This window comes from Microbacterium sp. SL62, from assembly GCF_026672635.1.
GTDB lineage: Bacteria > Actinomycetota > Actinomycetes > Actinomycetales > Microbacteriaceae > Microbacterium > Microbacterium testaceum_A.
This window is the reverse complement of record NZ_JAPPRM010000001.1, coordinates 1,480,215-1,497,966: the sequence shown is the minus strand read 5'-3', so window position 1 is coordinate 1,497,966 and position 17,752 is coordinate 1,480,215. Positions and strand designations below refer to the sequence as shown.

The window sequence follows — 17,752 nt, the reverse complement described above, 5'->3', positions numbered from 1 at the left end:
GTCAGTTCCCTTCCACACGCAGCACGGAGACCACGCGCTCGACGACGCCGCTCGCGGCGAGACGCTCGACGGTCTCGCTCAAATCCTGCTCGCGGGCCTTGTGTGTTCCGATGACCAGGCGGGCGGATCCCGCTCCGGTCGCTGAGCCTGTCGCGGCTGCCGAGTCGTCGGCATCCGGAGTCTGCTCGATGACGGTCTGCTCGACGGTCGCGATCGACACGCGCCCCTCGCTGAGGATGCCCGCGACGGTGGCGAGGACACCCGGTTGGTCGTCGACCTCGAGCGTGATCTGGTAGCGCGTGATGACGTGACCGATCGGCACGGCGGGGAGGTTCGCGCGCGTCGACTCGCCGACGCCCACTCCCCCGGCGATGTGGCGGCGCGCGGCCGAGACGACGTCGCCGAGCACGGCCGACGCGGTCTGCACCCCGCCGGCGCCGGCGCCGTAGAACATCAGGTCGCCCGCGGCCTCGGCCTGGACGAAGACGGCGTTGTTCGCGCCGTGGACGCTCGCCAGCGGGTGGGTGCGCTCGACGAGGGCCGGGTACACGCGCACCGAGATCGACTCGGTGCCGCCGTCCTCGGCGGCGAGCCGCTCGCACACGGCGAGGAGCTTGATGACGTACCCCGCGTGCCGCGCCGATTCGATCATCGCGGCATCGACCGAGGTGATGCCCTCGCGGTGGACGGCATCGAGGGGAACCGTCGTGTGGAACGCGAGGCTCGCGAGGATCGCGGCCTTCTGCGCGGCGTCGTAGCCCTCGACGTCGGCGGTGGGGTCGGCCTCGGCGTAGCCGAGCGCCTGCGCCTGGGCGAGCACGTCGCCGAAGTCGGCGCCCTCGGTGTCCATGCGGTCGAGGATGTAGTTCGTCGTGCCGTTGACGATGCCCATGATGCGCACGACGCGGTCACCGGCGAGCGAGTCGCGCAGCGGCCGGATGATGGGGATCGCACCGGCGGCGGCGGCCTCGTAGTACACCTCGGCGCCCACCTGGTCGGCGGCCTCGAAGACCTCGGAGCCGTGCGTGGCCAGCAACGCCTTGTTGGCGGTGACGACGTCGGCGCCCGAGGCGATCGCGTGCAGCACCTGCGTGCGGGCGGGTTCGATGCCGCCCATGAGCTCGATGACGATGTCGCTGCCGACGATGAGGGTGTCGGCGTCGGTGGTGAACAGCTCGCGCGGCAGGTCGACGTCGCGCTTGGCGTCGAGGTCGCGCACGGCGATGCCGGCGAGTTCGAGCTTCGCGCCCGCGCGGTCAGCGAGCTCGTCGCCGTGCTTGAGCAGCAGGTCGGCGACCTGCGAGCCGACGGCGCCGGCGCCGAGGAGCGCCACGCGGAGCGTGCGGTAGTCGGTCATTCGGTGTCTCCGTGGGGTGTAGCGGAAGGAGCGGATGCCGGGATCCCGGCGTCGCGCGCGAGGAGGTCGTCGATGCTCTCGCCGCGGACGATCACGCGGGCCTGTCCGTCGCGCACGGCGACGACCGGGGGGCGCGGCGTGTAGTTGTAGTTGCTCGCGAGCGAGAAGCAGTAGGCGCCGGTGGCGGGAACGGCCAGCAGGTCACCGGGGGTGACGTCGGCCGGGAGGTACTCGGCATCCACCACGATGTCTCCCGACTCGCAGTGCCGGCCGACGACGCGCGCGAGGGCCGGGGCCGCGGAGCTCGTGCGCGAGACCAGCCGCGCCGAGAAGTCGGCGCCGTAGAGGGCGGGCCGGGCGTTGTCGCTCATGCCGCCGTCGACGCTGACGTAGGTGCGGTCGAGGTCTTCGCCGGCGGTGACCGTCTTGACCGTGCCCACCTCGTAGAGGGTGACGCCGGCCTGGCCGACGATGACGCGACCGGGCTCGGTGGCGACGTCGGGCATCGCGATGCCGCGCACCGCGCACTCGTCGGCGATGGCGTCGACGATGCCGTCGGCGATCTCTTCGATGGGCTTGGGGTCGTCGACCGCGGTGTACGAGATGCCGAAGCCGCCGCCGACGTTGAGCAGGGGGATCTCTCCCCCGGCGAGCAGGTCGGCATGCAGGTCGACCAGGCGCGCCGCCGACTCGCGGAAGCCGGAGGAGTCGAAGATCTGCGAGCCGATGTGGGCGTGCAGACCGACGAAGCGCAGGCTCGACAGCTCGCGGATGCGGGCCACGGCCTCGGCCGCCCCCTCGAGCGAGAAACCGAACTTCTGGTCTTCGTGGGCGGTGGCGAGGAACGCGTGGGTCTCGGCGTGCACGCCGGTGCGCACGCGCACGAGCACCGACTGCACGGCGCCGCGGCGCTCGGCGATGGCGGCGAGACGCTCGATCTCGATGGGGCTGTCGACGACGACCGAGCCGATGCCCACCTCGACAGCGCGCTCGAGCTCGGACACGTTCTTGTTGTTGCCGTGGAAGCCCAGGCGTGCCGGGTCGGCGCCCGCGGCGAGCGCGACCTCGAGCTCACCGCGCGTGCAGACATCGACGGCGAGTCCCTCGTCGACGACCCAGCGCACGACCTCGGTCGAGAGGAACGCCTTGCCGGCGTAGTACACGCGGGCCCGGATGCCGTGGCGCGCGGCTGCGGCGTCGAAGGCGGCGCGCGCACGGCGGGCGTGGTCGCGCACCTCGTTCTCATCGAGCACGTACAGGGGGGTGCCGAAGCGGTCGCGCAGGTCGAAGACCGAAACGCCGCCGACCTCGACGGAGCCGTCCGCGACACGATGCGCGGACGAGGGCCAGATGGAGGCGACGAGCTCGTTCGCTTTGGCCGGGGCGGTGAGCCAGGCGGGCACGAGCGCGGAGTGCGAGGCGGACACAGGGGGACCAATCGGGTTTTGCGGCGACGCGACGGCCGCGGATCACGGCTCCCACCCGCGCGGAGAGTCACGCGGCGGGCAGTCCTTGCAGTCTAGGGCACGTCGTATGCCGCCCCTTTCCCACGTCGCTCGGGGCGGCGGACGACCCACCGCGCGTCGATCAGCCGCAGGTGCCGTCGCTCTGCAGCGCCGGATCGTTCAGGATGCCACCGGCCACATCGAACGTCGCGACGAGGTCCTGTCCCTGCACGGTGGCCGAGGTGAGGGTTAGCCCCTTCGGCAGGCGGTCGGCGATGCACAGGCTCCGCTCCGTGAGGAGGGAATCGGCGATGCCGCCGAACTGGCCGCGCAGCGTGTCGGCGTCGATCGCGTTGCCGCCCACCTGGAACGACGACGGGGTCAACGTCAGGTCGCCCGCGGCCGCGCCCGGGGTCACTCCGACGCCCACGGGGATCGCGATGCCGAAGAGCGAGAGCGAGGTGTCGAGCTTGACGTCGGGGGCGGAGACGGTGATCGTGCTCGCCGGGAAGTCGGGGACCTCGGCCAGCAGGGCCTTCAGCTGGTCCTGGTCGAGGCGGACCGACGCGACGCCGCCGTCGGCCGCCCCGCCGCCCGAGACGGGCACTCCACGCAAGTCGACGCGGACGTCACCGGTGATGGGCCCGAGGGTCACATCGTTCGACGAGACGGCGACCTCGTCGAGGCGTCCGCCGATGAGCTGCGGCAGCACGAGACCGGCGACCGACACGTCGACGTTCTGATCGTCGGGGAGACCGACGTTCTTCACGACGAGCGAACGGACCGTGCTCGTCACCACGGAGCGCGCGATGAACTCGGCGGCGACGGCGGCCACGGCGAGCAGCACCACGGCCACCACCAGCACCGCGATCCAGCGGCCCGTCCGGCGACGGGGAGCCGTGGCATCCGTCATGCTCTACATCCGCTCCGGAGCGCTGACGCCGAGCAGGTCGAGGCCGTTGCGCAGCACCTGTCCGGTGGCGTCGTTCAGCCACAAACGCGTGCGGTGCACGGGTTCGACCGGGGCGTCGCCGAGCGGGATGACGCGGCAGTTGTCGTACCAGCGGTGGTAGAGACCCGCGAGCTCCTCGAGGTAGCGCGCGACGCGGTGCGGCTCGCGCACCTCGGCGGCGTACGCGACGATGCGCGGGTACTCCTGCAGCGCGCCCAGCAGAGCCGATTCGGTCTCGTGGGCGAGGAGCTCGGGGGCGAACTCCGAGCGGTCGACACCCGAGTCGGCGGCGTTGCGGGCCACGTTGTGCGTGCGGGCGTGCGCGTACTGCACGTAGAAGACGGGGTTGTCGTTCGTGCGCTTCTGCAGGATCTCGGGGTCGAGCGTCAGCGGAGAATCGGCCGGGTAGCGCGCGAGCGAGTACCGCAGGGCGTCGGTGCCGAGCCAGGCCTGCAGGTCGTCGAGCTCGACGATGTTGCCGGCCCGCTTCGACAGGCGCGCGCCGTTGATCGACACGAGCTGACCGATGAGCACCTCGATGTCCTTGTCGGGGTCGTCTCCCGCCGCACCCGCGAGGGCCTTGAGGCGGTGCACGTAGCCGTGGTGGTCGGCGCCGAGCAGGTAGATCTTGTGCGCGAAACCGCGGTCGCCCTTGTTCAGGTAGTACGCGGCATCGGCGGCGAAGTAGGTGTACTCGCCGTTCGAGCGCCGGATGACGCGGTTCTTGTCGTCGCCGAAGTCGGTCGTGCGCACCCACACGGCGTCGTCCTCGTCGAAAACGTGCCCCTGCTCGCGCAGGCGGTCCACGGCCTCGTCGACGAGGCTCGGCTGGCCCTCGATCCGCGCGTGCAGGTCGCGCTCCGAGAACCAGACGTCGAAGTGGACGTTGAAGCGCGCGAGCGAGGCCTGGATCTCGCCGAGCTGGAACCCGTAGGCCAGCTCGGTGGCGACGGAGATCTGCTCGGCGCGATCGAGGTCGAGGATGTCGGTGCGCGCGGCGTGCACCCGCTCCGCGAGAGCCGCGATGTACGCCCCGCCGTATCCGTCCTCGGGAGTCGGCTCGCCCACGATCGCCGCGACCACGGAGCGCCCGAAGCGCTCCATCTGGGCCCCGGCGTCGTTGATGTAGAACTCGCGCACGAGGGTCGCGCCGCTGGCCAGCAGCACGCGCGCGATCGCGTCGCCCAGGGCCGCCCACCGGGTGTGGCCGATGTGCAGCGGACCGGTGGGGTTGGCGCTGACGAACTCGAGATTGATCGTGTTCCCGCGCTGGGTGTCGTTGGTGCCGAACGCGGCCCCCTGCTCGACGATCGTGCGGGCCAGGGCACCGGCGGCCGCGGCATCGAGGCGGATGTTGATGAAGCCGGGGCCGGCGACCTCGACGCTCGCGATGCCCTCGACGGCCTCGAGGCCCGCGGCGATCTCGGCGGCGAACTCGCGAGGGTTCACCCCGACGATCTTCGACAGCTTCAGGGCGGCGTTGGACGCCCAATCGCCGTGATCGCGGTTCTTGGGCCGTTCGAGCGGTAGGTCGGCGGCCGTGATCCCGGCGGACGAACCCTCTCGTCGCGCCTCGGCGAGCGGGGCGATGACGGCGAGCAGGGCGGCGGAGAGGGCTGCGGGATCCATAACCCTTCAAGTCTAGGCGCGGCGCCGGGGCGCCCGCGTCAGGCGATCTGGACCAGCGCCTCGTGGTCGTCGGGCTCCGTCGCGTCGACGCCCTCGATGGCGGCATCCACGCGCATCCGCTCGAGACCCACGTACCCGCCGTGGTAGCTGAGGAACGCGCAGTCGGCGGCGTCGCGTCCCGTGGCGATGCGCACCAGCGATCGGCGATCGGCGAGACGCGTCGCATCCACGACGTACCAGGCCCCGTCGAGGTAGACCTCGGCGACGGCGTGGAAATCCATCGGATCGAGCCCGGGCGCGAAGCAGGCGGCGTAGCGGGCGGGCATGTCCATGGCCCGCAGCAGGGCGATCACGAGGTGCGCGTAGTCGCGGCACACGCCCTGACCCGTGGCAAGGGTCGTCACGGCGCTGTCGGTGCCGAAACTGAGCCCCGGCGTATAGGTGACGGTGGATGCCACGAAGCCCGAGACCGCGGCCAGGAGGTCGTGCCCGGCCAGGCCACGGAACTGCCGGCGCGCCTGGGCGAACACCTCGTCGGACTGGCAGTAGCGGCTCGGACGCAGGTACCCGATGGTGTCGAGGTCGCTCGTGCGAGGGCTCTGCGCGGGACCGACGACGAGCGCGTCGTACCGCACCGAGAGAGGACCTTCCTCGGCGGTGAGGCGGTGCAGACGACTGCCGGCCTGGTCCACGAGTTCGGTCGCTGAGTACCGCCGCTCACCCTGCGCGAACGTGAGCTTCTCGTCGACGACGGGCGCTCCGCGCGCGGCCGTGATCTGGAAGATGAGGTCGACGGAGGCCCCGAGATCGAGGTCGAGTTCAGCGGTCACGCGGCGCGGCACCGGGCAATCCTCGCACGCGTTCGGACCCCCTCGGCCCGGCGGGCGCGAAGCCGATCACCCGTCCTTCTTACCGGGGCCCTTACCGTTGCCGTTCCCGTTCCCGTTGCCCGGCGCCTTGTCGTCCTTGCCGCCCGGCCCCTTGTCGTCGGGGGCGGGCTGCGCCGGCTCGTCGCCGCCGTCGTCGGTCACCGTGTCCTGCGACTGCTCGGGGCTCGGCTCCGTCGTCGGGGTCGGGCTGGGACTCGGGGCGAGCGAGGTGAGATCGGCGCGGACGGTGGCGATCCGGCTCAGGATGCCGTCGGCCTCCTCCGCCGAGATCTCACCGGCGTCGCGGCGGGCGATGACGTCGGCCTCGAGGGCGTCGAGGCTCGCGAGGGCGGAGGCGTAGTCCCCGCTCGAGGCCTGGTCGGCCACCGTCTGCACGTTCTGCTGCCACGCCGTGGGAGCCTCGGCGGGCGGGGTGCACGCGGCGAGCGCGAGGACCCCGGCGAGCAGGATTCCGGCGAGGGGAGCGACACGGCGGATCACGGGGCCACCTCTTTCCAGAGATCGTCCATGTGCTGGTCGAGAGGTTGCGGCAGCGTCGGCAGAGCGGGCTCGGGTGATGCTCCCGCCCCGCCGAGGGCGACGGCGGTGCCGATGGCGCCCACGGCCAGCAGGACCGCGGCGATCGCCCCGATCACGATCGTGCGTCGCGAGAGTCGGCGGGGCGCCGCGGTCCGCTCGGACCGGGCCGACGGCTCGAAGACCCGCGTAGGGGCCGTGCTCCCGGGAAGAGCGGCGGTCGTGACCGCCGCCGCCGGCGTCGACGGCAGGGGCGGGGGGACGGCGACCCCCGAGAGCGTCCTGAGCGCGACGATCAGGCCCGTGGCATCCGGTCTCTCACTCGGCTCGATCGCGGTCATCTTCTCGAGCACCTCGCGCCAGGCCGCCGGGATCTGCGCCGGGATCTCGGGGGGCGAGACGAGGCGTGCCGCCAGGGCCTCGTGCGGCGTCCGCGAGCCGAAGGGGCGCGAGCCGGTCAGCGCTTCGAGGAGCACCAGACCCAGCGCGTACACGTCGCTCGCGGGGGCCGCCGGCATGCCCCGAGCCTGTTCGGGACTGAGGTACGCCGCCGTACCGATCACGGTGTCGGCGCGCGTGACCCGTGTCGCCCCGACCAGCGACGCGATGCCGAAGTCGGCGAGCGTGGCCCTCGGGGTCTCGCCCGTGTGGGCGGCCGGGCGGATGAGGATGTTCGACGGCTTGACGTCGCGATGCACGATGCCTCGCCCGTGGATGACGGCGAACGCCTCGGCGATCTCGCGACCGACGCGGGCGACCTCGGGGCCGGGCAGCGGGCCCCGCGCGATGCGATCCGTGAGCGTGGGGCCTGAGATGAGCTCCATCGCCAGGTAGGCCGGCTGCGCATCGAGCTTGGCGTCGTACAGCGTGACGAGCGAGGGGTGCGACAGCGAGGCGAGGAGCCGGATCTCGGATCGCACGCGGGCGACGTCCGAGGCGTCGGCGCCGTCGCCGTCGATGATCTTGAGGGCGAGCGTGCGCTCGAGCGCGGTGTCGACCGCCTCGTACACCCGGGCATAGCCGCCTCTGCCGAGAAGGCGCCCGAGACGGTAACGCCCGTCGAACAGGTCGTCGACGGCCGGGTCGTAGGCGACGGTGGGGGTGGGTTCGGTCATGATCGTTCTCCGGGGCTCGACCCCGAGGGACTCAGACGAGGTCGTCGTTCGAGGAGCGCGTGGTGGATCGGGTCACCTGGGCGCCCCCTGCTGCTTCGGTGCGGGTGACGGTATCGGTTTGCCGACGGCGCATCAACAGCACCACTCCGATGAGGAAGACCACGACGCCCGCCCCCATCATGATGTAGCCGATCGTGGTGAGGTCGACGAACTCGTTCGGGAGGTTGACCGCGAAGGCGAGGACGGCGCCGATGACGAACAGCGCGATACCGGCTCCGATGCTCATGACAGACCCCTTTCGAAGGTGATCCCACCTTCTCAGCACCCCGCGAAACCCCGAGTGGTCTTGACAACGCCTGTCAAGACGGGGGTGCCGGAGCTCGAAGAGGTGTCCCATGGATGCCATGAGCCAGAACGACGTGACCACCCGATCGAACCGCGGCCAGTGGGAGAACGCGGTCGAGGGCCGACCCGAACTGTCGGCGAGCTTCTCGAGCCGAGAGGAGGCGATCGACCAGGGTCGCGCCGTCGCCGACGAACTCGGTTCGCAGCACATCGTCGAAGACGCGGAGCCCACCGGCGCCGTCACCGACGAGGACTGACCCCGGAGCCGTCCCACGCAGACGAAAGGCCGCGATCGAGGTGATCGCGGCCTTCTTCGTGTGCCCCCGACTGGAATCGAACCAGCGACCTTTGGTACCGGAAACCAACGCTCTATCCCCTGAGCTACGGAGGCGGACCGGTCAAGATTAGCACCGCGGCGGGCGCTCCCCCGACCCGCGGGGCGAGCGCCGACGGTCACCGGCGCCCGCCCCGCGGCATCCGGATCACTCGTCGCCGATGACTCCGATGCCCGTCGCCTGGTGGTCGGCGTTCGGGTCGTCCTTCGAAGGGGCCTTCGCCTCCTCGTCGACGTCGTTCTCTTGGCTCGGCTTGACCGTGGGGTCGTCGCCGAGGTCGGCGGCGTCGTCGGCCGGGGCGGAGTTCTGCGGGTCGCTCATGGGATTCCCTTCGTCGCGTACCCTCCCAGCCTGGCAAGAGCGCGGGCGGGGAGCACCGGCTTGACCGGAGCGCCCGTCGGGCCTAGCGACCGAACAGACCCCGCACGCGTCGCCCGACGGACTGGGTCAGCAGCACCTGCCGTCCGTTCACGTCGACCGTGAGCACGGACCCGCCGAGACCACCGGCCCGGACGGGCATCGCCTCTCCGCGGACGTACGCCTCGGCGACGTCGACGTGTACCGCGAGGAGCTGAGCGCTCTGGTCCTTCGAGGTGTTGGCATCCACGATCTGCAGGCGGTGTCCCGTGTCGGTCTCGACCGAGAACCAGCGGGATCCGGGCGTCGACACGACGGCCCAGCGCCCCCCGCGCGAGAAGCGCGCCCAGGCCGCACCGTTGCGCAGCTCGGTCGTGACGTCGAGGTCGGCCTGCGCGATGACGAGCACCTCGAGCATCGCCAGCGCCTCCCCCGCGGTGACGTAGTCGCCGCGGTCGGCACTCAGCCCGCCCCACTCGAACTTGCGCTCGCCCATCTCGCCGCCTTCGCCCTTTTCCTGCCCCCGAGCGTAACCCCGGGGACGACAGCGGGGGCCGGCGTCCCCGCGAACCGACGACGCGAGGCGCCCGCGCCGGTCTCAGTCGGGTCTGAGCCGATCGTCGGGGTGCAGGCTCCGCAGCGGGACCGAGCCGTCGACGATCGCCTGGATCGCCCCCGTGCTGACCTCGAGCTCCGCAGAGATCCGGTCGAGATCGGCACCCGACGACACGGCGGAACGCAGGGCGGTCACGGCCGCATCCGAGGTCTCGTCGACGTCGTCGGCCGTGCTCTCGACGAACGCGGCGAGACGAGCCTGAGCGAGACGGATGCACGCGCTCTGCCGTTCTCTGCCGTCGGAGGGATCGGGACGGTGGTCGATGGTCCGGGCACGATCGGGCGACATGGAACTCCACTCCGGGGGAAGTGTCCGCCCGCGGGGCTTCGCGAGCTCTTCTCCATCGTGCCGAACCGCCTCGTCTCCCGCATCCCCCGAGCGATGTATCCCACCCCGGCCGAACGGCGGATGCCATGGCTGCGGTGCGGCAGCCATGGCATCCGTCTCAATCGCCCTTCACGTTGACGATCTGGCGCAGCGTGTGCCGGACCGTGACGAGGTCGGCGGCATCGGCCATGACCCGGTCGATCGGCTTGTACGCCTGCGGGATCTCGTCGATGAACGCGTCGGTGTCCCGGTACTCGATCCCCGTCATGGCTTCCCGCAGCTGCTCGTGCGTGAAAGTCTTCCGGGCGGCCGATCGCGAGTACTCCCGCCCCGCGCCGTGCGGCGAGGAGTTCAACGCGACGGGGTTGCCGCGCCCCTCGACGACGTACGAGGCGGTGCCCATCGACCCGGGGATGAGCCCGGGGCGACCGGCATCGGCCATGATCGCGCCCTTGCGCGACACCCACACCCTCTTGCCGAAGTGCATCTCGGACTCGGTGAAGTTGTGGTGGCAGTTGATCCGCTCCCGCTCGTCGACGGGGGTGTCGAGGAAGCGACCGAGCTGGTTCGCGACGCGGTCCATCATCTCTTCACGGTTGAGCAGGGCGAAGTGCTGCGCCCACCGCAGCTCGCGGATGTACGCCGCGAACTCCGGCGTGCCCTCGACGAGGTAGGCGAGGTCGGGATGCGGGAGCTCGATCCACCACTGCCTCGCCAGGCGCTGCGCGACACCGATGTGGTGCTTCGCGATGCGGTTGCCGATGCCCCGCGACCCGGAGTGCAGGAACATCCACACGTCGTCGTTCTCGTCGAGCGAGATCTCGATGAAGTGGTTGCCGCTGCCCAGCGACCCGAGCTGATGCCGCCAGTGGCCCGCGTACGAAGCCGGGTCGAACCCGGCCGTCTCGGCCAGCGCCTCGAGCTCGGCGATGCGCGGCTCGGCGGTTGCGACGATCTTACGGTTGTCGCGGCCGGCAGACAGCGGGATGGCGCGCTCGATCTGCTGCCGCAGCTCGGACAGGTCGTGCCCGTCGAGGTCGGCGGCCGTGAACTGCGTCTTGACGGCGATCATGCCGCAGCCGATGTCGACGCCGACGGCCGCGGGCATGATCGCCCCGAGCGTCGGGATCACCGATCCGACCGTCGCTCCGAGCCCCAGGTGGGCGTCGGGCATGAGGGCGAGGTGGGGGAAGATGAACGGCATCCGCGACGAGGTGCGTGCCTGCTCGATGGTCTTGTCATCGATCAGGCTCGCCCACGACACGAGTCGTTCGGTGAGCTTCTGCATGGGTCCTTTCCTTCGTGTGGTGCGCTGACGCGCGGGGAGTCGAGCCTCGGGTCGAGGCCTCCCCCACCGATGGAAAGGGAAACGCCCCGACCTGACGGTGCGGGGCGTGAGAAGACGGGTGTCTAGACGACCGGCGCCGGAGGGTACGACGAGGGGAGGAACGGCAGGTAATGCCCCTGCTGCTCCGAACTCAGATCGCGCATGGCGGTCATGGTCTCGTCTTTCCTCGGCTCACCGCGCCGGTCGGCACGGACTTGAGAACATAACGGATGCCACCACTCGGTGACAAGACCCGTGCCGATGTTCACCCGTCGAGGGGCACCCCCTCACCCGTCCCGGCTAAGCCTCGGTGGGCTGATCGAAGTCGTAGTCCAGGGGCTCGTCGTCGTCGCTCGCATCGGACTCGACGGCCCGCAGGTGCGGACGCGGGAAGAGACGGTGGTCCTTGAGTTCCGCGGCGGCGTGCGAGAAGTCGGGCTCCTCGTCGTGCCACTCCAGCGGAGCGGAGAGCACGTCGTTGCCGACGCCGATGACGAGCTCTGCCTGGGCGACCTTCCTGTCATCGGTGACGATGGGGATGCTGACGGCCTCGGCCTGACCCTCCTTGGCCACCGCCGCGGTCAACTCGATCAACGACGCCGCGACGTCGTCGGTGGTGATCACTGTCTCGCCGGCATAGGTCACACATCGCATGAGCCCACCCTGGCGGGGTGCGCGCGAGGACAGGGGCGGCTTGCCCCCCAGGCGGACGTGGGGTACGGGTCAGTCGCGACGCTGCCGCGAACGGAACATGGCCTCGTCGAGCTCGAACCACACCGCGCGGACGGTGTCGAACTCTCCGAAAGGTTCGGGCTGCGGGTCGCTGAGCGACAGGCGGTAGCCGCGAGGCAGATCGTCCACGTGCTGTCCGTCGCGCGGGCCGCCGACGAGCACGTAGATCACGGGGAATCGACCGCCGGGGTCTCGAGGGCGACGCCGTCGACGGCGTCGCTCATGCGGCGGAGGAACGCCACGACCGCGGCCGACTCGTCGGGCGTCATGTCGATCACGGCCGCGAGCATGCGATCGTGCATGTTGCCGAGGGTCTGGCGCACCTCGGCGTGCGCGCGTGGGGTGGCCTGGATGAAGATGCTGCGACGGTCGCCCGGGTTCGCGGCACGGGTGATGTGGCCCGAACGCTCCAGGCGGTCGAGGATGGCCGTCGTCGACGCGGTCGACAGCCCGAGATATCGGGTGAGCTCCCCCGGTCGCACCTGTCGTTCGGCATCGCGCAACAGGTAGCGCAGGACGAGCAGCTCGTTCTCACCCATCGACATGGAGTCGCGCGTACGACGTCGCATCGCGACCTCGGCGGCGCGATAGATACGGAGAGCTTCGAGCACCGCTTTGCTGCGCTGACGGCGGTCGGCGGGCTCGTCGCCGTACCAGTAGGTCACCTCATCCACGGGCTCGGGGGATGCGGGCCGGTGGGATGCGGTATCGACGTCAGTCATGACACACTCCTCCCGCTCTTCCCCGTGACTATACATCCGAAATAATAGTTAGACAAACTAGTTACTAACCGATTATGTTCTACGTACAGCTAATCGCTTCCGAAGGGAGTACCCCATGGGCCACCTGTACTACGGCACGTCGACCGAGTCGATCCGCATTCCCGATCGCCTGCTGTCGCACCTCAAGGTCGTCATGACCACGAAGCTTCGCCGCAGCGAGAGCTTCACCCTCAGCTGGACCCACGTCGACGGCACTCCCGGACGGTCCACGCTCTGGCTGCAGCCCGCGATTCCGATGCGCTTCGTCTTCGACTCGGCGGAGCCCGAGACGCTGAACGCGACCGTCCTGAAGAACATGGCCGACATGGCCAACTCCTCCGCTGGACTCGTCGTCGACCTGAACGTCGAGATCCCCACGAGCGACACCGCGCACCGCCCCCAGCCGGCACGGGCAACCACCCCCGTCCGTCGTCGCACCCTCTCGGCAGCGGCCTGACATGGACACGGCAACTCCCACCGCGCTGGCGACCGCGCGCATCCTCTGGGCCAAGGTCGACACCGGCTTCTGGGTCGCCCACCGCGGCGGCGAGTACTTCGGCTGCGTCGACCAGGTCGCCGGAGGATTCGTCTCACGCGACGCCCACGGCGTCCCGGTCGGCCGATACGACTCCCTCGACACGGCGAAAGCGTCGCTGCGGTCCACCACGCACCCCGCGAACGTCTCGCGCCGCCGCCGCCTCGAGCGGGCGACCGTGCTCACCGCGACCGGTGTGGGCGGCACCGCGCTGGCCCTCGCCCTCACCGCCGGCGCCCTGGCGCCGTACCTGTGATCGCCGTGAACGAGATCGATCTTCGCGACGAGGCCGACGACTTCGAGGATGCCGCCAACGCCGACTTCGCGGAACGATTCGGAACCGCTCCGCTCTGAACCCGTCGACCCCCTGGACACGTCTCGCCGTTCGTGCGAGCGTCGCCCCCGTACGACGACGAAGAGGAGAATCATGACGAATCACGACGGACGCGCGGACGGCGCCCCCGACCAGAACTCGAACGGGGCCGGGAGCGAATCGCCCGACGAAGGCGCCGCGGCTCAGCAGGACGCGGATGACGCGGCCACGACCGACGACTCCCCCACCGGCGACATCGGCTGAAGATCAGAACGCGTAGCGCACGCGGCAGTACGGAAGCTTCCGAGCGATCAGGTCGGTGAGGGCCGCCACGGCCTGGGCCTTCAACGGATGCCGGTACCGCACGTTCACCGCTCCGTTCTGGGACGTCTTCTCTTCTTGCAGCGAGGGCGTCCACAGCAGTTCTTCGCCCCTCGGGTGCCATCCGAGATTCACCTCGTGCAGCCCCTCGTTGTGGGTCAGGAAGATCACCTCGCAGGCCAGTTGCGCCTTCGCGCGCGCGTGGAGAACGGCGTCGAGCTGATCGAACAGCTCCGACCAGTCGGCGAGCCACGTCGGCGTCAGGATCACGGGCGAGACGTTGACGTGCACCTCGAAGCCCGCGTCGACGAAATCGTTGATCGCCGCGATCCGCTCCCCCATGGGTGACGTCCGCAGGTCGGTGACCTTCGCCGTGGCCGCCGGCATGAGCGAGAACCGGATGCGCGTTCTTCCCGCCGGATCCCAGTCCAGAAGGTCGCGGTTGACGAACTTCGTCGCGAACGACGCCTTGGCGGTCGGCGTCATCCGGAACAGGTCGCAGACGTCGCGGACGTTCTCACTGATCAGCGCGTCGACCGAGCAGTCGCCGTTCTCGCCGATGTCGTAGACCCACGCGTCCGCATCGCACTGATTCGGCTCGGTCTTCGGACCGCGGGCGGCGACGTGCCGCGCCAGGTGCCTGGTGATCTGGTCGATGTTCGCGAAGACCGTGATCGGATTGCTGTACCCCTTGCGCCGCGGAACGTAGCAGTAGCTGCACGCCATCGCGCAACCGTTCGAGAGCGAGGGGGCGATGAAGTCGGCGGAGCGTCCGTTGACCCTGGTCGTCACACTCTTCTTGACGCCGAGCACGAGGGCCTCGGTCTTGATGCGCACCCACCGCGCGACGTTGCTCTCGTCGCCGTGGACCTCGGGGATCTGCCAGTGCGAGGCGACCGGCACGATGTCGGCCTCGGGCCAGCGCGCGACGATCTCTCGGCCGCGCTCGAGTTCGAGAGCGGCGTCCTCCGCGTAGATGCGGGTGACGCGCAGCAGATTCTCGCGCTCGACGGCCATGCTTCGTTTCTACGCGGGGGTTCCGACATCGGTGGTTCCGGGCATCAGCTGACACTGCGGGCACCACCAGGTCCGTCGCTGCTCGGGATCGTTCTGCACCTCGTCGCGCACCCGCACCCGGGTTCCGCAGCGCAGACATGGTCGACCGGCGCGCCCCGCCACCCAGTGCGACGATCCCTTCCGCCGGTCCCCCGTCGTGACCTGGTACATCCCGGGCACCGTCGCCGAGATCCGCAGGCATCGCGCCGCGAGCGCCACGAGCGCGTCGAGATCCGTCGTCCCGATGGGGGCGAAGGGATGGATGCCGCGCAGAAAGGCGAGCTCGTTCACCCAGAGGTTCCCAAGACCGGCGACCGCGGCCTGGTCGAGCAGGGCCGCGACGAAGGGCCGGTCGGGCCGCATCGAGAGTCGACGCGCCGCCTCGGCGGCATCCCAGTCCTCGCGCAGCGGGTCGGGACCCAGGTATCCGATCGCATCGCTCTCGCGCGCGGTGGGGACGAACTCCACGACGGGGAGGTCGAGGCCCCACACCTCCCGCTCGTCGTCGAGCCGCATGCGCACCCGCGCCGTCTCGCGCACCGCACGGGGAAGCGCGCGACCCGGCCGGGTGATCGTCCAGCTGCCCTGCATGCGCAGGTGGGTGTGGAGGGTCGATCCATCGTCGAAACGCGTGAGCAGATGCTTGCCGTGGGTGTCGTACCCCTCGATGCGGAGCCCCGCGAGGGATCGACCGGCGGCGTTCCCCGACCGCACCTCCCCGTCGCGCACCGCCGCACCGAGAGTGGCCGCCTCGAGCCGTCGGCGGAGCCGGTAGACGCTGTCGCCCTCGGGCACGGCTAGGGAGCTGTGGCGCGCAGCTGGTCGGCGCGGGGAGCGAGGTCGGGGCGCAGGCGCGTGCCGAACTCGTGCCGGAGCGCGCTGAGAGCGGCCTGCCACCCGGCAAGGCCATGGACACCCGGACCCGGACTCGTCGACGACGAACACAGGTAGACGCCCTTCATCGGCGTGCGCCAGGGGTCGGGACTGTAGACCGGTCGACCCAGGAGCTGGGTGAGGGTCGGAGCCCCGGCCGAGATGTCGCCGCCGGGGAAGTTGGGGTTCCACGCCGCGATGTCGACCGCGGTCCGCGACGACGTGGCCAGCACGGTGTCGCGGAAGCCCGGCGCGAAGCGCTCGATCTGGCGGACGACGGCCTCTTCCCGGTCGGCGGGGCTGCCCGACGGCACGTGCGTGTACGCCCAGAGGACGTGCTTCCCCTCGGGCGCGCGGGTGGGGTCGAACAGGGTGGGCTGAGCGGCCAGGACGTACGGGGCGTCGGCGAGATCACCGCGGGCCACCGCGTTCTCGGCCGCCGCGATCTCGGCGCGGGTCCCGCCGATGTGCACGGTCCCCGAACGCGCGACGTCGGCGTGGGCCCAGGGCACCGGGTCGGAGAGGGCGAAGTCGACCTTGGCGACACCGCCGCCGTAGCGGAACCTCTCGAGCGCGTGGCGGTAAGCCGACGGCATCCGGTCTCCGGTGAGCCGGATGAGCGAGCGCGGGGTCGTGTCGAGGAGCACCGCGCGGGCCGGGGGCAGCTCGTCGAGGGAGGTCACCTCGACGCCCGCGTGCAGCACTCCCCCGTGGGCGCGGATGTCGTCGATCATCGCGTCGGCGATCGACTGGCTGCCGCCGACCGGAATGGGCCAGCCGCGCCCGTGACCGTACGTGGCGAGCACCAGACCCGCGCCGCCCGCGGCGATGCTGGGCTGATGCAGGATCGTGTGCGCCGAGACGCCGGTGATCATGCTCGGTGCGACCTCTTCGCGGAAGCGCGCGTTCCACCACGGACCGCCCTGCTCGAGAGCGCGGATGCCGAAGAAGAACGCCGCGAGGGGATCGCCGGGGACGCGCAGCAGCGCGTTGCCCGTGAAGTCGGCGACCCCGCGCAGGTGGTCGACGAGGGGGCGCATGAGGCGCTCGTACGCCGGTCCGTCGACACCGAGCGCCTCGGCGGCCCGGGCGAGGTCGCGATAGGCCAGACCCGCACGCCCGCCGTCGAGGGGGTGGGCGTACGATACCTCGGGTACGACGAAGGGCACACGACGGTCGAGACCGAACTCGCGGAAGAACCAGGACTCCAGGGCCAGGGGGTGCACGGCGGATCCGACGTCGTGCCGGAACCCGGGCAGGGTCAGCTCGGCGGTCGACGCGGCTCCGCCGAACGAGGAGGACTTCTCGTACACGGCGACCGACAAGCCCGCGCGGGCCAGGGTGACGGCCGCGGCCAGGCCGTTCGGGCCGGAGCCGACGATGATCGCGTCGTAGCTCTCGCTCATCGGTCGATCGGCTCCTTCTCGGCGGTGGACTCATGGCCGAGGGCCGCCGCACCGTCGCGCGTGCCGGGGGCTCCCCCCTCGGCGAGGTAGGCCAGGCGGTGCAGGGTCTCGGCGTTGCGGTAGCGCGTGATCGCGTCGAAGACCGTGTCGGGCAGGAGCGTCGTGGGGCCGGTGACGGGCTCCTCCTGGATGCGGACGACGCAGCGGTCTCCGCGAGCCTTCACGTCGATCGCGACACGGGCGACGCCGATGGGTCCCCCGTGCGGCTCGAGCACGGCCCGTCGGGGCGGGTCCCACTCGCGCATCACGGTGGTGTCGTCGACGACCAGTGGCCACGGGCCGAAGGAGTGGTGGAGCGTCGACCCCTCGGCGGGCCAGGAGTCGGCGACATCGCGCATGCGCGAGGTGCCCACCACCCATAGGGGGTAGAGCCACCCGTTCGCGAGCACCCGGAAGACGTCGTCGGGCGTGCAGTGCATCAGGCGCACGTTGCGGGCCATGGGCGTTCCTCCTCGGCATCCGGGACCGGCGGCGGAGCACCCGG

General features: G+C 70.7%; 23 protein-coding genes and 1 tRNA gene. 4 read left to right on the top strand and 20 right to left on the bottom strand.

What is annotated here, in order from left to right; genetic code table 11:
* Position 1: 1 nt before the first annotated feature.
* From OVA26_RS07055 to OVA26_RS07020, 8 genes are all read right to left on the bottom strand, one after another.
* The gene (locus OVA26_RS07055; protein ID WP_268103578.1) at positions 2–1,357 is read right to left on the bottom strand and encodes a homoserine dehydrogenase; all 1,356 of its coding nucleotides are present in this window, start codon (positions 1,355–1,357) and stop codon (positions 2–4) included.
* Positions 1,354–2,784 carry a diaminopimelate decarboxylase gene (gene lysA / locus OVA26_RS07050; RefSeq protein ID WP_268103577.1) on the bottom strand — a complete coding sequence of 477 codons (1,431 nt, stop codon included), beginning with the start codon at positions 2,782–2,784 and terminating at the stop codon, positions 1,354–1,356. The genes OVA26_RS07055 and lysA overlap by 4 nt, the downstream gene beginning before the upstream one ends.
* 160 nt (positions 2,785–2,944) lie before the next feature.
* Positions 2,945–3,715, bottom strand: coding sequence for an LmeA family phospholipid-binding protein (locus OVA26_RS07045; protein WP_074694181.1), 771 nt, complete (start codon positions 3,713–3,715; stop codon positions 2,945–2,947).
* A 3-nt stretch (positions 3,716–3,718) separates the two neighbouring features.
* Positions 3,719–5,383 (bottom strand): arginine--tRNA ligase, encoded by a 1,665-nt coding sequence (locus OVA26_RS07040; protein WP_268103576.1) that lies wholly within the window; start codon positions 5,381–5,383, stop codon positions 3,719–3,721.
* A gap of 38 nt (positions 5,384–5,421) precedes the next feature.
* A complete protein-coding gene (locus OVA26_RS07035) occupies positions 5,422–6,225 on the bottom strand; it encodes a transglutaminase-like domain-containing protein (protein WP_268103575.1) in 804 nt (267 codons plus the stop codon).
* Between the two features lie 54 nt (positions 6,226–6,279).
* On the bottom strand, positions 6,280–6,753 hold the full coding sequence (locus tag OVA26_RS07030; RefSeq protein ID WP_268103574.1) for a hypothetical protein: 474 nt from the start codon (positions 6,751–6,753) through the stop codon (positions 6,280–6,282).
* Complete coding sequence (locus OVA26_RS07025) at positions 6,750–7,904, bottom strand: serine/threonine-protein kinase (RefSeq protein ID WP_268103573.1); 1,155 nt, start codon at positions 7,902–7,904, stop codon at positions 6,750–6,752. The genes OVA26_RS07030 and OVA26_RS07025 overlap by 4 nt, the downstream gene beginning before the upstream one ends.
* A 31-nt stretch (positions 7,905–7,935) precedes the next feature.
* On the bottom strand, positions 7,936–8,190 hold the full coding sequence (locus OVA26_RS07020; protein ID WP_144782163.1) for a DUF6458 family protein: 255 nt from the start codon (positions 8,188–8,190) through the stop codon (positions 7,936–7,938).
* A gap of 109 nt (positions 8,191–8,299) precedes the next feature.
* Here OVA26_RS07020 and OVA26_RS07015 point away from each other — a divergent pair, with 109 nt between their 5' ends.
* Positions 8,300–8,506, top strand: coding sequence for a DUF2188 domain-containing protein (locus OVA26_RS07015; RefSeq protein ID WP_260856196.1), 207 nt, complete (start codon positions 8,300–8,302; stop codon positions 8,504–8,506).
* Positions 8,507–8,567: 61 nt separating this feature from the next.
* On the opposite strand, the gene OVA26_RS07010 is transcribed toward OVA26_RS07015, so the two are convergent.
* The 8 genes from OVA26_RS07010 to OVA26_RS06975 all read right to left on the bottom strand — a co-directional run bounded on the left by OVA26_RS07010 (position 8,568) and on the right by OVA26_RS06975 (position 12,665).
* A tRNA-Arg gene (locus OVA26_RS07010) sits at positions 8,568–8,640 on the bottom strand.
* Between the two features lie 91 nt (positions 8,641–8,731).
* Positions 8,732–8,905 carry a hypothetical protein gene (locus OVA26_RS07005; RefSeq protein WP_156371637.1) on the bottom strand — a complete coding sequence of 58 codons (174 nt, stop codon included), beginning with the start codon at positions 8,903–8,905 and terminating at the stop codon, positions 8,732–8,734.
* An 82-nt stretch (positions 8,906–8,987) separates the two neighbouring features.
* A complete protein-coding gene (locus OVA26_RS07000) occupies positions 8,988–9,437 on the bottom strand; it encodes a hypothetical protein (protein ID WP_268103572.1) in 450 nt (149 codons plus the stop codon).
* A 102-nt stretch (positions 9,438–9,539) separates the two neighbouring features.
* Entirely contained in the window at positions 9,540–9,845 is a 306-nt protein-coding gene (locus tag OVA26_RS06995; RefSeq protein ID WP_074694175.1) for a hypothetical protein, read from the bottom strand.
* Positions 9,846–10,002: 157 nt separating this feature from the next.
* Positions 10,003–11,172, bottom strand: a complete 1,170-nt coding sequence (locus OVA26_RS06990; RefSeq protein ID WP_268103571.1) for an RtcB family protein — start codon at positions 11,170–11,172, stop codon at positions 10,003–10,005.
* A gap of 339 nt (positions 11,173–11,511) precedes the next feature.
* On the bottom strand, positions 11,512–11,865 hold the full coding sequence (locus OVA26_RS06985) for a hypothetical protein (protein ID WP_235556951.1): 354 nt from the start codon (positions 11,863–11,865) through the stop codon (positions 11,512–11,514).
* Between the two features lie 69 nt (positions 11,866–11,934).
* Positions 11,935–12,114, bottom strand: a complete 180-nt coding sequence (locus OVA26_RS06980; protein ID WP_056227079.1) for a hypothetical protein — start codon at positions 12,112–12,114, stop codon at positions 11,935–11,937.
* The gene (locus tag OVA26_RS06975) at positions 12,111–12,665 is read right to left on the bottom strand and encodes a MarR family winged helix-turn-helix transcriptional regulator (protein WP_074694173.1); all 555 of its coding nucleotides are present in this window, start codon (positions 12,663–12,665) and stop codon (positions 12,111–12,113) included. The genes OVA26_RS06980 and OVA26_RS06975 overlap by 4 nt, the downstream gene beginning before the upstream one ends.
* 115 nt (positions 12,666–12,780) lie before the next feature.
* Here OVA26_RS06975 and OVA26_RS06970 point away from each other — a divergent pair, with 115 nt between their 5' ends.
* The 3 genes from OVA26_RS06970 to OVA26_RS06960 all read left to right on the top strand — a co-directional run bounded on the left by OVA26_RS06970 (position 12,781) and on the right by OVA26_RS06960 (position 13,816).
* Positions 12,781–13,161, top strand: coding sequence for a DUF7882 family protein (locus OVA26_RS06970; RefSeq protein ID WP_268103570.1), 381 nt, complete (start codon positions 12,781–12,783; stop codon positions 13,159–13,161).
* A 1-nt stretch (position 13,162) separates the two neighbouring features.
* Positions 13,163–13,495, top strand: coding sequence for a hypothetical protein (locus OVA26_RS06965; protein ID WP_074694172.1), 333 nt, complete (start codon positions 13,163–13,165; stop codon positions 13,493–13,495).
* A 171-nt stretch (positions 13,496–13,666) separates the two neighbouring features.
* Positions 13,667–13,816 (top strand): hypothetical protein, encoded by a 150-nt coding sequence (locus tag OVA26_RS06960; protein WP_156371635.1) that lies wholly within the window; start codon positions 13,667–13,669, stop codon positions 13,814–13,816.
* 3 nt (positions 13,817–13,819) lie between these two features.
* Here the strand turns inward: OVA26_RS06960 and OVA26_RS06955 are convergent, their stop codons facing one another.
* Genes OVA26_RS06955 through OVA26_RS06940 form a run of 4 tightly spaced genes read right to left on the bottom strand, consistent with a single transcriptional unit; the run spans position 13,820 to position 17,708 of the window.
* Complete coding sequence (locus tag OVA26_RS06955; RefSeq protein ID WP_268103569.1) at positions 13,820–14,890, bottom strand: spore photoproduct lyase family protein; 1,071 nt, start codon at positions 14,888–14,890, stop codon at positions 13,820–13,822.
* Positions 14,891–14,899: 9 nt separating this feature from the next.
* Positions 14,900–15,724, bottom strand: a complete 825-nt coding sequence (locus OVA26_RS06950) for a DNA-formamidopyrimidine glycosylase family protein (RefSeq protein WP_268103568.1) — start codon at positions 15,722–15,724, stop codon at positions 14,900–14,902.
* Between the two features lie 2 nt (positions 15,725–15,726).
* Positions 15,727–17,208 carry a phytoene desaturase family protein gene (locus OVA26_RS06945; protein WP_268103567.1) on the bottom strand — a complete coding sequence of 494 codons (1,482 nt, stop codon included), beginning with the start codon at positions 17,206–17,208 and terminating at the stop codon, positions 15,727–15,729.
* Positions 17,205–17,708 carry an SRPBCC family protein gene (locus tag OVA26_RS06940; RefSeq protein ID WP_268103566.1) on the bottom strand — a complete coding sequence of 168 codons (504 nt, stop codon included), beginning with the start codon at positions 17,706–17,708 and terminating at the stop codon, positions 17,205–17,207. Before OVA26_RS06940 ends, OVA26_RS06945 begins: the two co-directional genes overlap by 4 nt.
* Between the last annotated feature and the right edge of the window lie 44 nt (positions 17,709–17,752).

What these genes read in the sequence shown, in the direction of transcription:
- OVA26_RS07045 (WP_074694181.1), bottom strand. Translation starts at nt 3,715, where the DNA reads ATGACGGATGCCACGGCTCCCCGTCGCCGGACGGGCCGCTGGATCGCG.
- OVA26_RS07000 (WP_268103572.1), bottom strand. Translation starts at nt 9,437, where the DNA reads ATGGGCGAGCGCAAGTTCGAGTGGGGCGGGCTGAGTGCCGACCGCGGC.
- OVA26_RS06940 (WP_268103566.1), bottom strand. Translation starts at nt 17,708, where the DNA reads ATGGCCCGCAACGTGCGCCTGATGCACTGCACGCCCGACGACGTCTTC.
- OVA26_RS07020 (WP_144782163.1), bottom strand. Translation starts at nt 8,190, where the DNA reads ATGAGCATCGGAGCCGGTATCGCGCTGTTCGTCATCGGCGCCGTCCTC.
- OVA26_RS06960 (WP_156371635.1), top strand. Translation starts at nt 13,667, where the DNA reads ATGACGAATCACGACGGACGCGCGGACGGCGCCCCCGACCAGAACTCG.
- OVA26_RS07040 (WP_268103576.1), bottom strand. Translation starts at nt 5,383, where the DNA reads ATGGATCCCGCAGCCCTCTCCGCCGCCCTGCTCGCCGTCATCGCCCCG.
- OVA26_RS06995 (WP_074694175.1), bottom strand. Translation starts at nt 9,845, where the DNA reads ATGTCGCCCGATCGTGCCCGGACCATCGACCACCGTCCCGATCCCTCC.
- OVA26_RS06965 (WP_074694172.1), top strand. Translation starts at nt 13,163, where the DNA reads ATGGACACGGCAACTCCCACCGCGCTGGCGACCGCGCGCATCCTCTGG.
- OVA26_RS06970 (WP_268103570.1), top strand. Translation starts at nt 12,781, where the DNA reads ATGGGCCACCTGTACTACGGCACGTCGACCGAGTCGATCCGCATTCCC.
- OVA26_RS06975 (WP_074694173.1), bottom strand. Translation starts at nt 12,665, where the DNA reads ATGACTGACGTCGATACCGCATCCCACCGGCCCGCATCCCCCGAGCCC.
- OVA26_RS06985 (WP_235556951.1), bottom strand. Translation starts at nt 11,865, where the DNA reads ATGCGATGTGTGACCTATGCCGGCGAGACAGTGATCACCACCGACGAC.
- OVA26_RS06945 (WP_268103567.1), bottom strand. Translation starts at nt 17,208, where the DNA reads ATGAGCGAGAGCTACGACGCGATCATCGTCGGCTCCGGCCCGAACGGC.
- OVA26_RS07025 (WP_268103573.1), bottom strand. Translation starts at nt 7,904, where the DNA reads ATGACCGAACCCACCCCCACCGTCGCCTACGACCCGGCCGTCGACGAC.
- OVA26_RS07055 (WP_268103578.1), bottom strand. Translation starts at nt 1,357, where the DNA reads ATGACCGACTACCGCACGCTCCGCGTGGCGCTCCTCGGCGCCGGCGCC.
- OVA26_RS07015 (WP_260856196.1), top strand. Translation starts at nt 8,300, where the DNA reads ATGGATGCCATGAGCCAGAACGACGTGACCACCCGATCGAACCGCGGC.
- OVA26_RS06955 (WP_268103569.1), bottom strand. Translation starts at nt 14,890, where the DNA reads ATGGCCGTCGAGCGCGAGAATCTGCTGCGCGTCACCCGCATCTACGCG.
- OVA26_RS07005 (WP_156371637.1), bottom strand. Translation starts at nt 8,905, where the DNA reads ATGAGCGACCCGCAGAACTCCGCCCCGGCCGACGACGCCGCCGACCTC.
- OVA26_RS06990 (WP_268103571.1), bottom strand. Translation starts at nt 11,172, where the DNA reads ATGCAGAAGCTCACCGAACGACTCGTGTCGTGGGCGAGCCTGATCGAT.